Origin of the sequence: Eubacterium sp. SB2, from assembly GCF_001244405.1 — a bacterium.
GTDB lineage: Bacteria > Bacillota > Clostridia > Lachnospirales > Lachnospiraceae > Faecalicatena > Faecalicatena contortus_B.
The window spans coordinates 1,543,971-1,557,719 of record NZ_LN865153.1 but is presented as its reverse complement, the minus strand read 5'-3'; the positions used below and the strand labels follow the sequence as shown (position 1 = coordinate 1,557,719).

Here is a 13,749-nt window from a genome sequence, read left to right as displayed (position 1 = left end):
GGACTTGAAGAAGTAACAGGGGAATAATGATAAGGGATCACGATAACAATATCGGATAATCGAGGTGCAATATGGAGCAATATATTATTAAAGGCGGCAGTCCGCTTGTAGGGGAAGTTGAGATAGGCGGAGCCAAGAATGCGGCACTTGCTATTCTGGCAGCGGCGATTATGACGGACGAGACTGTCCTGATTGACAATCTGCCAGATGTAAATGATATTAATGTGATGCTGGAGGCCATAGCGGGAATCGGCGCTACGGTGCAGAGAGTGGATCCGCACACAGTAAAGATTAACGGAAGCACAATCGGCGACTTTAATATCGAATATGATTATATAAAGAAAATCAGAGCGTCCTACTATCTGCTAGGTGCTCTGCTTGGGAAATACAGAAAAGCAGAAGTAGCGCTTCCGGGCGGGTGCAATATCGGCAGCCGTCCGATAGACCAGCATTTGAAGGGATTCCGTGCTCTGGGTGCTGACGTGGATATTGAACACGGTAAGATTGTGGCAGAAGCAGAGGTTCTCAGAGGAACCCATCTTTATTTTGATGTTGTAACCGTAGGGGCTACCATCAATGTAATGATGGCTGCAGCCATGGCTGACGGCCTGACGATTATGGAGAATGTTGCCAAGGAGCCGCATGTTGTTGATGTTGCAAACTTCCTGAACAGTATGGGAGCCAATATCAAGGGAGCGGGAACGGATGTGATTAAGATCCGTGGTGTGAAGTCTCTTCACAAGACGGAATACTCCATCATCCCGGACCAGATTGAGGCAGGGACATTTATGTTCGCGGCAGCAGCAACTTTGGGTGATGTTACGGTTTTGAATGTAATTCCGAAACATTTGGATGCGACGATTTCCAAACTGGTTGATATTGGCTGCGAAATAGAAGAGTTTGACGACGCAGTGCGTGTTGTAGCAAAAAGGAGACTGTCGTCTACACAGGTTAAGACACTGCCTTATCCAGGCTATCCGACAGACATGCAGCCTCAGATCGGCGTGACACTGGCTCTGGCAAAAGGAACAAGCACAATTACAGAAAGTATTTTCGAGAATCGTTTTAAATATCTGGATGAACTTGCCAGAATGGGCGCGGTGATTAAGGTAGAAGGTAATTCAGCGACGATTGAAGGTGTGGAGAAGCTTTCCGGTGCACGGGTGAGCGCTCCGGATCTGCGGGCAGGGGCAGCTCTTTGCATTGCGGGCCTGGCAACAGACGGGATTACGATCATTGATGATATTGTCTATATCCAGAGAGGCTATGAGAGATTTGAAGAAAAACTCCGCGGGCTGGGCGGGATGATTGAAAAAGTATCCAGCGAAAAAGAGATACAGAAGTTCAAGTTTAAAGTTGGGTGAGAAACGAGGGGCTTGGAGAAGGGTTCGCCCCGGCTGTAGGGAATCATGTGCTTTCCGCGTGCGGGAATAGGGATATAAGATTTACTAATATGAAAATACGGGAAAATGCAGGCAACGCCGGCATGCCACGTGAAATCCTGATGGATTTCACGCGTCAGGCCGGCGCAAAACTATGATTCGGAATCATAGTTTTGACCTGCATTTTTCCGTATTTTCATATAAGTAAATCTAATATTCCTATTTACGCACGCGGAAAGCACACGATTCCCTACAGCCGGGGCTGGGCTTTTCAAGGCGGGACGTTTTGCACCCGGAAGGCTTTTGGGGCGGGAGAGGCGGATTGGGGTGGCTGTGTTTGGACGGAGTTGGGGCTTGACTTTTTTGCATGAGTGTGGGATTGTTTTCTTGAGGCTTTAGAGCGTATCTGAAAATTGCGGCAATGAATTTTCAGACACGCTCTAGTACAGGTGTTTTTGCAGAGGGCGGCTACTGGATGAAGAAGGATTCGGCAGGTCGGTTGGGGCCGGCGGGCGGAGTTGGAATTTACGGAAAGAGGATTTGAGTTATGGGCAGTGACAGGTATGATACGGAATTGCGCAGACAGAGGCTGGAGAAACGGAAGCGGGAGGTTCGGCGCAGAGTGGCGGTTTTTGGCGGGTGTGTTGTTGTTGTGATTGTTCTGGCGGTGAGTCTGGGGGTCATGGGGCATCGGCGGCGTTTGGCGGCCCAAGAGCTTGAGCGGGGCGTGAAGGCGGTTCAGGCTTGTTTTGTTGAGACTTTTGGTGATAGTGAGGAGACGGTTCCTGTTTCGGCAGAGAAGCAGGCCGCCGGCAGGAAGTCTTTTGGGGCCTGGGTTATGGATACTTATTCCGGGAAACGGGAGGCGATCTTGAAGCGCGTTCGGAAAGGACAGATTTCTGGGCAAGGAATTTATGAGGCTTTGGGGGAGACAATGCATGTTCTTCGCGACCGGTATGACGGGAAACTCGATGATGCGCAAACTGCCAAAGAACAGGGGATTTTTCTGCAGGATGGGAAGACGGACCAGGCGGAGGTGGTGATTGCCGGGGATTTGTGTTTTGCTGAGGATGGATTTGTTTTGGATCATTATGATACGGTGAATGACCTGTCACAGTGTATTTCGCCTGAGATCTTGCAGATGTCTAATGACGCGGATATTTTCTATCTGAACCACGAGTATTGTATCAGTGACAGAGGTGAGCCGCTGGAAGGGAAGCTTTATACATTTCGTGCGAAGCCGGAACGGATGGGACTTTTGAAGGAAATGGGAACGGATCTGGTTTCACTGGCCAATAATCACGTTTATGATTATGGAAGGGATGCCATGATGGATACGATGGATCTTCTGGATCAGGCGGAGATTCCTTATGTGGGCGGCGGCAGGAACAGTGAGGAGGCAAGACGGCCGGTATATTTTGTCGTAAACGGCATGAAGATCGGTTTTGTGGCGGCTACCAATGCGGAGATCGTATTTTATACCCCTAAGGCAGAGACGGACTCCCCGGGGGTGTTGGAGGCCTATGATCCTGCAGAATATAAGCAGGTGATTTCGGATGCCGCAGGGCAGTGTGATTATCTGATTGCTTACATACACTGGGGGCCGGAAGATACCAATACATATGAAGAAAATCAGCACAATATGGGAGCGGAATTCCTGCAGGCGGGCGCTGACATTGTGGTTGGCGGGCATCCTCATGTACTTCAGGGAATTGAATACATAGACGGCAGACCGGTGGTTTACAGCATGGGAGATTTTTGGTTTAATGATGAGACAAAGTACACGGGGCTTCTGAAACTGGATCTTACACCAGAAGGGCTGAAGCAAATGTCCTTTGTGCCATGTCTGCAGACCGGATTTACGACACAGTATATCAGCGATCAGCAGGAGCAGACCGCATTTTATGATTTTCTGGAAGGGTTATCGCCCAACGCGGGAATTGATGAAAACGGTGTGGTTACAGAGAAGAAATAAGGATGTGAAACGGTCTGCACGCAGTGCAGAGAATGAAAAGATCTGCAGAAGGCGAAGTCTGCTGCAGGTATTGAAGAAGAGGCGGAAGGATGGAGGAACAGAAAATCATTGTGCGCATGGCGGATACCAGAGATGCACAGGAAATGCTGGACATTTATGAACCATATGTGAAGGAAACGGCCATTACATTTGAATATGAGCCGCCCGCGCTGGAGGAATTTTCCGGGCGGATTAAGAGGACGCTGGAGAGATATCCCTGGCTTGCAGCTGTGGATGGTGAACGAATTGCAGGATACAGCTATGTATCACCATTTAAGGACAGGGCAGCATATGACTGGGCGGTTGAGACTACCATTTATATCAGGCCGATATATAAAGGACAGGGGATTGGAAGGCTGTTATACGGAAAGCTGGAGGCTATTTTAAAAGAGCAGCATATTTTGAATCTAAATGCATGCATTGCCTACCCGCATCCGGAGAGCATCGCATTTCATGAGAAAATGGGTTATAAAACAAACGCGCATTTTCATAAATGCGGTTATAAATTTGATACATGGTACGATATGATCTGGATGGAAAAGATGCTGGGTGAGCATCCAACGCAGCCGGTGCCCATATTACCTGTGGGAGAAGTGGATACAGATAGAATTTTGATTTGAGAACAAAGTGGGCAAGCCTACATGGGCTTCTCACTCCCTCACTCATAAAAAATCTATAAATAGTGGAAAATATATTGACATTTCGCGCAATACGGTGTAAGGTTTGAAGTATAGTAAACAATTTAATAAAGCAAGCTTTCTCTTATTCAGAGCGGTGGAGATACAAAGGATCTGTGAAGCCGCGGCAACCCCAAAAAAGGAAGGTGCCAACCTGAGCGAGTAATCGAACAATAAGAGGATTGATTTATATGATATAAACAGTCCGCTTCTTGTGGGCTGTTTTCTTTATATTCAATGTAAAGAAAACGACTCCGGAGAGAAAGTGCTGATTCGGATTGCTAAAAAGAGCAGTCCTGACAATTTAAGGAGGAGAAAGAGTATGGAAAAATTATTATTCACATCAGAATCAGTAACAGAAGGACATCCGGATAAGATGTGCGATCAGATCTCAGATGCAGTTCTGGACGCCCTGCTGGAACAGGACCCAATGAGCCGTGTGGCATGTGAGACCTGTACAACTACAGGACTTGTTTTGGTTATGGGAGAGATCACCACAAAAGCATATGTGGATATTCAGAAAATCGTGCGTGAGACGGTGCGAGAGATCGGCTATACGAAGGATAAACTTGGTTTTGACGCAGATACCTGCGGCGTGCTCACGGCAATTGACGAACAGTCTGTGGATATTGCACTTGGAGTGGATAAAGCGCTGGAAGCAAAAGAGAATAAGATGTCAGACGATGAGATCGAGGCAATCGGCGCAGGCGACCAGGGAATGATGTTCGGATATGCGTCAGATGAGACAGAAGAATATATGCCTTATCCAATCGCGATGGCACATAAACTGGCATTACAGCTCACTAAGATCAGAAAAGACGGAGTTCTCACCTACCTTCGTCCGGATGGAAAGACACAGGTAACAGTGGAATACGATGAAAACAATACGCCGAAGAGACTGGAGGCAGTCGTTCTTTCCACACAGCATGACCCGGATGTGACACAGGAGCAGATTCATGAAGATATCAAAAAGTATGTATTTGACGAGATTATTCCGGCAGACATGGTAGACGAGAATACCAAGTTCTTCATCAATCCAACGGGGCGCTTTGTCATTGGCGGGCCTCACGGTGACAGCGGTGTTACAGGACGTAAGATCATCGTGGATACATACGGCGGAATGGCACGCCACGGCGGCGGTGCATTTTCCGGAAAGGACTGCACGAAAGTAGACCGCTCCGCAGCATATGCAGCACGCTATGCGGCAAAGAATATCGTAGCAGCCGGCCTTGCAAAGAGATGTGAGATTCAGCTGTCCTACGCAATCGGAGTGGCACAGCCAACATCCATTATGGTTGACACATTCGGTACAGGTGTAGTAAGCGAAGATAAGCTGGTAGAGATTATCCGCGAGAACTTCGATCTGCGTCCGGCAGGCATCATCAAGATGCTGGATCTGCGCAGGCCGATCTACAAACAGACCGCGGCATACGGTCATTTTGGACGCAATGATTTAAATTTACCATGGGAAAAGTTAGATAAAGTTGACGCATTGAAAAAATATCTGTAATATAACAGTATTAGGTGCGTAAAATAAAAGATAAAGCAGGCGCCTTCGGGAGCCTGCTTTTTTCAGAAAATTCAGAAAACGGAGGGCAAAGGGGTCAGACCCCTTTGAGGAAATCATGAAGCTTAAAACGAAACTGGTTATTGCATTTATGACATTGATGATTCTGTCAACGCTTTTTACTACGGTTGCAGTGCATACGTTTGCGCCCAGGGAGATTGGGGAGTATCAGCAGCTTTATCTGCTGGTTGTCTTTATGACGGCTGCGCTGTTGATTTACTGGATTTACAGGACGGTGTCTGTTCCGCTGGCGAAGCTGCAGCGGGCGGCGAGGAATATTAAAGAGGGGAATCTTGATTTTGAGATTAAAAGTGAAACGGATGATGAGATCGGGCAGTTGTGCCGGGATTTTGAGGAGATGCGTCTGCGCCTGAAAGCGAATGCGGAGGATAAGATTGCATATGATAGAGAGAATAAGGAACTGATCAGTAATATCTCGCATGACCTGAAGACCCCTATTACGGCGATTAAGGGCTATGTCGAGGGGATTATGGATGGTGTGGCGGATACGCCGGAAAAGATGGACAGATACATTAAAACAATATACAATAAGGCTAATGAGATGGATCTGCTAATTAATGAGCTGACGCTGTACTCAAAGATTGATACTAATCGTATACCTTATAATTTTACAACGATATCGGCCAAGCAGTATTTTGGCGACTGTGCGGAGGATTTGTCTCTTGAACTGGAGGCAAAGGGTGTGGGATTCACATATTGCAATTATGTGGAGACGGATTCGAAAGTGATTGTGGATCCGGAACAGCTCAGGCGTGTTATTAATAATATTGTTACTAATTCCCTGAAATATATGGATAAACCAAAAGGGAAGATTACTATGAGTTTAAAGGATGTGGGTGATTTTATCCAAGTGGAACTTGGGGATAATGGAAAGGGAATCGCCGCGAAAGATCTGCCGTATATATTCGACCGGTTTTACCGGACGGATGCTTCACGCAATTCTTCTAAGGGAGGAAGCGGTATCGGGCTTTCTATCGTACAGAAGATCGTGGAAGAGCACGGCGGCAAGATTTGGGCGACCAGCGAGGATGGGGTTGGAACAACAATGTATTTTGTAATCAGAAAATATCAGGAGGTACCGTTGGATGAGTAAGAAAATTTTGATTATCGAGGACGAGGAAAGCATCGCTGACCTTGAGAAGGACTACCTGGAACTCAGCGACTTCGAGGTGGCCGTTGCAAATGATGGAGAGATCGGGCGCAGAAAAGCTCTGGAAGAGGATTATGATCTGATTATCCTGGATCTGATGCTGCCGGGCGTGGATGGATTTGAAATCTGCCGACAGGTGCGCGACCAGAAGAATACGCCGATCATTATGGTATCGGCGAAAAAGGATGACATTGACAAAATCAGAGGACTGGGACTGGGCGCAGACGATTATATGACAAAACCTTTCAGCCCGAGTGAGCTTGTAGCGCGTGTAAAGGCACATTTGGCACGTTATGAGAGATTGATCGGGAGCAATGTGGAAGAGAATGAAATCATCGAAATCCGAGGGCTTAAGATTGATACAACGGCAAGACGGGTATGGGTGAATGGGGAGGAAAGATCCTTTACCACGAAGGAATTTGATCTTTTGACCTTCCTCGCAGGGCATCCAAACCATGTATACACAAAGGAGGAACTTTTCCAGGAGATCTGGGATATGGAGTCCATCGGGGATATTGCTACTGTTACGGTGCATATCAAGAAAATCCGTGAGAAGATCGAATATGATACCTCTCATCCCCAGTATATTGAGACTATATGGGGTGTGGGGTACCGGTTTAAAGTTTAACAGGATAAGTGAGGATCTGAGCGGGCTGCAACTAACTGTATAATACAAAAGAAATACTGAATAACCTGATAAGGGACAGTTCCGAATGATTTCGAGACTGTCCTTTTTCGGAAGCTTGTGTTAGAATGATAACCAAAGCGGCTGCTTATAATAGTCTCTATAATCATAAATGATATGGATATTTTATCGTCTTTAAAGTCACTGCCAGGCATACTCCAAAAGACATACCGGTTTATCCGGAATATAATTCAAGGTGTTAGGAAATGAAGAATAAAAGTTTAAGAAAAATGAGCCTGAATACCATGCAGAAAATTGCAGTGGGGTTTCTGGGTGTTATTTTGCTGGGAGCTGTGCTTTTATGGCTTCCTGTCAGCAATCAGGAACCGATTGCTTTTGCGGATGCATTGTTTACCGCTGTTTCGGCTGTCTGTGTGACCGGGCTTGTTACAATTACGCCTGCGGTACAGTTTACCGTGATCGGAAAGGGAATTCTGCTGGTGTTGATTCAGATCGGCGGGCTGGGCGTGATCGCATGTATGGTTGCTTTCTTTCTGATTATAAAAAAGAAGATAACAATGAAGGAGCGTGTGGTCATCCAGCAGACTTATAGTCTGGATACGCTGACCGGAATGGTGCAGTTCGTGATCCGTATTCTACGCGGAACATTTGTGGTGGAAGGAATCGGAGCGCTTCTCTATTCGATTCGGTTTATTCCCGAATACGGACTGGTGGAGGGGATATGCTATTCTGTCTTCCATGCGGTGTCGGCATTCTGCAATGCAGGGATCGATATACTGGGAAACAGCAGTTATATGGGATATGTAAAATCTCCGATTGTCAGTCTTACCACCATATTTCTCATTGTGCTCGGCGGTCTGGGATTCCCGGTATGGCACGACATTTACACAAATACGAAGCGTGTCATTATCCAAAGACAGCCTCCCAGGCGTCTGTTCATGCGCCTGAAGCTGCAGACGAAGATCGTGCTGACTATGACGGCAGTACTCTTAATTACCGGCTTTCTGGGATTTTTTGTTCTTGAATATAAGAACCCGGAGACTATGGGCGGACTGAATTTTTGGCAGAAGCTGATGGCATCCGGTTTTCAGTCTGTTACGACCAGGACAGCAGGATTTGCCAGCGTGTCGCAGGCCGGGTTGACATCGGGTTCCAAGCTTCTCGCATGTATCCTGATGTTTGTAGGAGGCTCTCCGGCTGGAACTGCCGGAGGTGTGAAGACAACGACTGTGGCTATGCTGCTGCTCACCGGCGTTGGGGTACTCAAAGGAAAGCGGGATACGGAATGCTTTGGCAGAAAAATCGAACCATCCGTTGTGCGATCTGGGATTGCGATTATTCTGCTGACATTTTTGTTTTGGCTGTCAGGGGTGACACTGATAACGGTGCTGGAGCCGGGGATAGACTTTATGCGGATCATGTACGAGGTGACATCAGCGATGGCGACGGTCGGACTGACGGCGGATCTGACGCCGGAGCTGAGCCGTATAAGCCAGGCGGTGCTGATGGTTCTGATGTATGTGGGACGTATCGGTCCGATTACTCTGGCGCTCGTATTCGCAGGGCGCGCCAATTCGGCTTCCCAGCTGAGGGATCTGCCGGAAAAACGAATTATGCTCGGTTAGAGCGTGTCTGAAAAATAAAGGATTAGTCAGGAGAAAATAAAATGAAGAAGCAGTATGCAGTATTTGGCCTGGGAAGTTTTGGGCGCAGTGTGGCGCTCACGCTGGAAAGTCTGGGCAGCGATGTAATCGTGGTAGATAAATCTTATGAGAAAGTGCAGGAGATATCGGATTCCGTATCCTACGCCATGCGCGCCGATGTGGCGGATCCGGATGCCCTTCTGTCACTGGGCGGCCGGAATCTGGACGGAGCCGTGGTTGCGGTATCGGAGAGTCTGGAGGCCAGTATTATGGCCACCATTGCATGTAAGGAGATGGGAATTCCCTATGTACTTGCCAAGGCGAGGGATGAACTTCAGGGGATGATCCTGGAGAAAATCGGCGCGGACGCCATTGTGTATCCGGAGCGTGACATGGGCAGCAGGGTAGCCAAGAGCCTGGTATCCACCGCATTTTCGGATTGGATCGAACTGTCTTCAGAATACAGCATGGCTGAAACAGTGATTCCGGAACGTTGGGTAGGAAAGAGCCTTGCAGAACTGAAGGTACGTGAGCGCTATGGAATTAATGTGGTCGGGGTTATGCAGCGTGAGGAAGTGGATGTCACCTTTGATCCTCACAAGCCTCTGCCGGCGGAATGTATCATTATTGTAATCGGTGCGAACTCTGTGCTGGCGAAGTTTCAGGATAAGACGTTTTAGTGGTTGATATATTTTAGAAGGTAATGGTGTATCAGTATGATAACAAGCACAAGCAATCAAAAAGTAAAGGAGCTGCTGCAGCTTCAGAAGAAAAGCAGAGCCAGAAATCAGGAGGGTGTATTTGTAGCCGAGGGATCCCGTATGGTAGGCGAGACACCCGGAAAGAGCCTGGTCAGGTTGTATGTATCGGAGACTTATTATGGGAAACATGAGGAAGAATTAAAGAAATACGGTGCGCAGCCGGAAGTGCTTACGGATTCGGTGTTTGCGCATGTCTCAGACACCAAGAGCCCTCAGGGGATACTGGCAGTTGTACGGCAGATGTCGTATACGATGGAGGAGATTGCAGGGCAGAAGAATCCGCACATTCTGGTACTGGATAACTTGCAGGATCCGGGGAATCTGGGAACCATATTCCGTACAGCCGAGGCTGCGGGAGTGACGGGGATTCTGCTGAGCCGTGACTGCGTGGATATCTATAATCCGAAAACCATCCGGTCTACGATGGGTGCTGTATATCGGATGCCCTTTTTGTACATGGATGATATGATGGAGGGGATTGCTTATCTGAAAAATAAAAATATCCGGGTCTATGCAGCGCACCTGGAGGGGAAAAATTCATATGATAAGGAAGATTATTGCGGCGGAACTGCATTTCTGATTGGAAATGAGGGGAACGGCCTGCGCCCGGAGGTGGCAGAAAAAGCGGACGCCTGGGTGAGAATTCCCATGGAAGGGCAGGCAGAATCGCTCAATGCCGCTGTGGCTGCTGCGGTGCTGATGTTCGAGGTGAGCAGGCAGCGCCGGGGTTAGTACAGCGCAGCCCACTGCGCTTGCGTTTGTGGAGCAGCACTCTCGAAAATTTATCTCAGCTTATGAGTCAGTTACTTATTTTACGATGTACTGGTACTGCGTTGCACAGTGTGCAGAAGCGCCTTACTTTTAGAGGGATATGCTATATTAATACAGGCAGGGAATTATAGTAATTGATGCATTCACGTACAATTATTTTCGATATTATGTATCATATAGGCTATAATCTGCAATTATAGCCTGTATGATACATAATTGTTGATTATTCATCCGTAAGACTATATAATGAAAAGGAATGGAGGCGCAGTATTATGTTCTTTTTCTTTAATTATATGCCGTATATAGCAATAATAGGGGATATTAAGGATTCAAAAAAGCTAAATGACAGAAAAAAGATTCAGGAAAAGTTACAAAAAGTATTGAATGAAGTGAATCAGAAATATTATGAAGACATTTCATCAAATTTCATGATAACTTTAGGCGATGAATTTCAAGGGCTTCTGTGTAACGGGAGCAATATCCTGCAGATCATTACGGAGATAGAAAGCAAGATGTACCCGGTGAAAATTCGTTATGGAATCGGTGTGGGAGAAATCATTACTGATATCAACGCTGATATGGCAATAGGTGCAGACGGTCCCGGGTATCATAAGGCTCGGGAAGCGGTAGAGTATTTGAAGCAAAACGAAAAGCGGAAACAGATTGACTCTGCCGACATACGTCTTGGTATTGAAGGTGATAATGAGTCAGTTACAATTATGATAAATACAATCTTTACTTTGCTGACAGTGATTAAAGATTCCTGGAGTGACAGGCAGAGAGAGGTAATAACAGATATGCTTGGACATCAGGACGGTCAGGTGAATGTGGCGCGGCGTATGGGGATTCAACAGTCTACGGTACAGCGTATACTTGCAAAGGGGAGGTATTATGCATATAAGGAAGCACTGGATACTGTAGGTAAAGTGTTGGGGGAAATAACTCAGGATGATATTTAGAGAATTTTTCATGTTACTATTGTTGTCCCATGTAATTGGAGATTTTTATTTCCAGACGGAAACGATGGCAGATAAAAAAACAAAAAGCTTGAAATGGGTTTTTATACACGGCCTTTGTTATTGGGCAGCCGTTATACTGGTTTCAGTATTTGTAATGTCATATGAGGTATTACTATATGGGATGATAGCTGCGATGGTACATATGATAGTAGACTTGTCAAAATTTTACTATAATCTCAAAACTAAAAACAAAGTAAAAACAATAGTGTATAGAGGACAAAAAATTTTCTTCATAGATCAGGCTCTTCACATTATCAGCCTGCTTATCATTGCATACTGTTTTACCATATATGGATGCAGATTAAATTTATTACGCTGTATCGCAGACTTTGCTGAGACAGCAGGGATATCTGGGGCCGTGACAGCCTCATGGATTACGGCAGTGCTTATGATACACAAGCCTGCAAATATTGCCATATCCAAAATGTTATCGGTCTACAGGCCAAAAGATAAGGATTTGGGGAGAAAAGAGAATTATAATGCAGGAAGGTTCATTGGAACTATAGAGCGTTTTATTATGTTGGTTTTCATATCATTAGGACAATACGCGGCGATTGGCCTGGTTTTAACAGCTAAGTCAATTGCAAGATATGATAAGATTGCGAAAGTACCGGAATTTGCGGAGTATTATTTATTAGGAACGTTGTTAAGCACCCTGGCTGTTATTATGACGTCTTTTATCATTCCATGAAAGCCGGTGCGGAAGGCAATGTTTTTCGGCTCTAATAAATAAGCAGAATAGAATCCAGGCGGAGATCTTTGAGATAGGATTTCTGTCTGGATTTTAATGTGAGAAGGAAACAGGGCTCCAAGATATACTTATTTTAGAATAAAAACGGTGATTTGGTAAAAGAAAAAACTATTGACTCTTACGCTGCGTGATAGTGTACTATGAAATAAAAGAAATATAGAAGACAGTCACAGCCGGCAGACGAACAAACTATATATTCTTATAAATACCGTGTACTGACGTTTATGCAGTTTAACTAAAAACGCTGAATAATAATGTAATTGTACAGCGGTAAGACAGGAGCTGATTACGATAAGAACTGTAAAAGAGGTTGCCAGTTTGTCTGGCATCAGTGTAAGGACACTGCAGTATTATGACGAAATAGGTGTATTCAAACCAACAAAAGTAACCGATGCAGGCTATCGTCTATATGACGATGAAGCGTTGAAAACCCTGCAGCAGATTTTGTTTTTTAAGGAACTGGACTTTCCGTTGAAGGATATAAAAGCCATCATGGAAGATCCGCATTATGATAAACTCAAAGCATTTAAAAAGCAGAAAGAACTGCTGAAAGTAAAACGCGACAGGCTAACGAAGCTTTTAAGCCTGCTTGAAAAGCTGGAAAAAGGAGAATCATGTATGAGTTTTGAAGAATTTGATTTAAGTGAATATATACAAATGCTGGAAGATTTTAAGCAGGAAAATACAGAAGAAGTAGTCAGGCATTGGGGAAGCGTAGAAGAGTTCGATAAATTCATAAGTAAAATGAAAGCGGACGAAGTCCAGATTGCGGAAATGGCAATCAAACAATATGGAAGCGTTGCAAAATATACGGCAGCCATGAAGCACAGCATGGAGCACTTTTCTGAGAATATGGAAAAGATGGAGCAGATAAAAAAGAATGGATATATAGAAAAAAACGAGGCCCTGAATGCAAAACTATATGAGGATATAACAAAAGACCCGAAGTCGGAAGAAGTGCAGAGTATATTAGATGAGATTATAAAACTGGGGCAGGAGACCATGCCGGATGTAGATCAGGGGGAGCACTATTGGGAGATGATGATTGACTGGTACCACCATAAAGAATCCTTAATAGAAGCGATAGATAAACGGTATGGGGCCGGGGCATCCAGATATATGGGGGAGGCGCTGCAATACTATTTTAGAGATGGCATCTAGTATAACTCAAAGTAAATAAGCGTACAGTTCGGTGAGGATGATTTTTCGAGAGTGCAGGTGTAAAAACGGAGTCGTAGCGGGCTACGCTGAGTATTTTACGCCTGTGCTATCGGAAAATCATCCTCACCGAACTGTACGCTTATTTACTGGGAGTTATACTAGGGGTGTTGTATGGCCGCGAAATAA

Annotated in this window: 12 protein-coding genes and 1 riboswitch; all 12 genes read left to right on the top strand. The window is 45.7% G+C overall.

The window, feature by feature from the left end:
* The first annotated feature begins 71 nt into the window (after positions 1–71).
* The 12 genes from BN1938_RS19260 to BN1938_RS19200 all read left to right on the top strand — a co-directional run bounded on the left by BN1938_RS19260 (position 72) and on the right by BN1938_RS19200 (position 13,563).
* Positions 72–1,364, top strand: a complete 1,293-nt coding sequence (locus BN1938_RS19260) for a UDP-N-acetylglucosamine 1-carboxyvinyltransferase (RefSeq protein ID WP_025654423.1) — start codon at positions 72–74, stop codon at positions 1,362–1,364.
* Positions 1,365–1,929: 565 nt separating this feature from the next.
* Positions 1,930–3,357, top strand: coding sequence for a CapA family protein (locus BN1938_RS19250; protein ID WP_082203083.1), 1,428 nt, complete (start codon positions 1,930–1,932; stop codon positions 3,355–3,357).
* An 89-nt stretch (positions 3,358–3,446) separates the two neighbouring features.
* Positions 3,447–4,016, top strand: coding sequence for a GNAT family N-acetyltransferase (locus tag BN1938_RS19245; RefSeq protein ID WP_050642081.1), 570 nt, complete (start codon positions 3,447–3,449; stop codon positions 4,014–4,016).
* A gap of 139 nt (positions 4,017–4,155) precedes the next feature.
* Positions 4,156–4,253, top strand: a riboswitch (SAM riboswitch).
* Positions 4,254–4,395: 142 nt separating this feature from the next.
* Positions 4,396–5,583 (top strand): methionine adenosyltransferase, encoded by a 1,188-nt coding sequence (gene metK, locus BN1938_RS19240; protein WP_050642080.1) that lies wholly within the window; start codon positions 4,396–4,398, stop codon positions 5,581–5,583.
* A 115-nt stretch (positions 5,584–5,698) separates the two neighbouring features.
* Complete coding sequence (locus BN1938_RS19235) at positions 5,699–6,754, top strand: sensor histidine kinase (RefSeq protein WP_050642079.1); 1,056 nt, start codon at positions 5,699–5,701, stop codon at positions 6,752–6,754.
* Positions 6,747–7,439: a response regulator transcription factor gene (locus BN1938_RS19230; protein ID WP_025654428.1), complete on the top strand. Its 693-nt coding sequence runs from the start codon at positions 6,747–6,749 to the stop codon at positions 7,437–7,439. Before BN1938_RS19235 ends, BN1938_RS19230 begins: the two co-directional genes overlap by 8 nt.
* Before the next feature lie 263 nt (positions 7,440–7,702).
* Complete coding sequence (locus BN1938_RS19225; RefSeq protein ID WP_050642078.1) at positions 7,703–9,082, top strand: TrkH family potassium uptake protein; 1,380 nt, start codon at positions 7,703–7,705, stop codon at positions 9,080–9,082.
* Positions 9,083–9,123: 41 nt separating this feature from the next.
* A complete protein-coding gene (locus BN1938_RS19220) occupies positions 9,124–9,780 on the top strand; it encodes a potassium channel family protein (protein ID WP_050642077.1) in 657 nt (218 codons plus the stop codon).
* Positions 9,781–9,816: 36 nt separating this feature from the next.
* Positions 9,817–10,593 carry a TrmH family RNA methyltransferase gene (locus BN1938_RS19215; RefSeq protein ID WP_050642076.1) on the top strand — a complete coding sequence of 259 codons (777 nt, stop codon included), beginning with the start codon at positions 9,817–9,819 and terminating at the stop codon, positions 10,591–10,593.
* Between the two features lie 311 nt (positions 10,594–10,904).
* Positions 10,905–11,591: a SatD family protein gene (locus tag BN1938_RS19210; protein ID WP_050642075.1), complete on the top strand. Its 687-nt coding sequence runs from the start codon at positions 10,905–10,907 to the stop codon at positions 11,589–11,591.
* A complete protein-coding gene (locus BN1938_RS19205) occupies positions 11,581–12,342 on the top strand; it encodes a DUF3307 domain-containing protein (protein ID WP_050642074.1) in 762 nt (253 codons plus the stop codon). Before BN1938_RS19210 ends, BN1938_RS19205 begins: the two co-directional genes overlap by 11 nt.
* A 342-nt stretch (positions 12,343–12,684) precedes the next feature.
* A complete protein-coding gene (locus BN1938_RS19200) occupies positions 12,685–13,563 on the top strand; it encodes a MerR family transcriptional regulator (RefSeq protein WP_330581608.1) in 879 nt (292 codons plus the stop codon).
* The last annotated feature ends 186 nt before the right edge of the window (positions 13,564–13,749 follow it).

Bases quoted from the DNA above. Each gene is read 5' to 3' on its own strand.
- BN1938_RS19220 (WP_050642077.1), top strand. From the start codon at position 9,124: ATGAAGAAGCAGTATGCAGTATTTGGCCTGGGAAGTTTTGGGCGCAGT.
- BN1938_RS19215 (WP_050642076.1), top strand. From the start codon at position 9,817: ATGATAACAAGCACAAGCAATCAAAAAGTAAAGGAGCTGCTGCAGCTT.
- BN1938_RS19245 (WP_050642081.1), top strand. From the start codon at position 3,447: ATGGAGGAACAGAAAATCATTGTGCGCATGGCGGATACCAGAGATGCA.
- metK (WP_050642080.1), top strand. From the start codon at position 4,396: ATGGAAAAATTATTATTCACATCAGAATCAGTAACAGAAGGACATCCG.
- BN1938_RS19235 (WP_050642079.1), top strand. From the start codon at position 5,699: ATGAAGCTTAAAACGAAACTGGTTATTGCATTTATGACATTGATGATT.
- BN1938_RS19205 (WP_050642074.1), top strand. From the start codon at position 11,581: ATGATATTTAGAGAATTTTTCATGTTACTATTGTTGTCCCATGTAATT.
- BN1938_RS19250 (WP_082203083.1), top strand. From the start codon at position 1,930: ATGGGCAGTGACAGGTATGATACGGAATTGCGCAGACAGAGGCTGGAG.
- BN1938_RS19230 (WP_025654428.1), top strand. From the start codon at position 6,747: ATGAGTAAGAAAATTTTGATTATCGAGGACGAGGAAAGCATCGCTGAC.
- BN1938_RS19260 (WP_025654423.1), top strand. From the start codon at position 72: ATGGAGCAATATATTATTAAAGGCGGCAGTCCGCTTGTAGGGGAAGTT.
- BN1938_RS19225 (WP_050642078.1), top strand. From the start codon at position 7,703: ATGAAGAATAAAAGTTTAAGAAAAATGAGCCTGAATACCATGCAGAAA.
- BN1938_RS19210 (WP_050642075.1), top strand. From the start codon at position 10,905: ATGTTCTTTTTCTTTAATTATATGCCGTATATAGCAATAATAGGGGAT.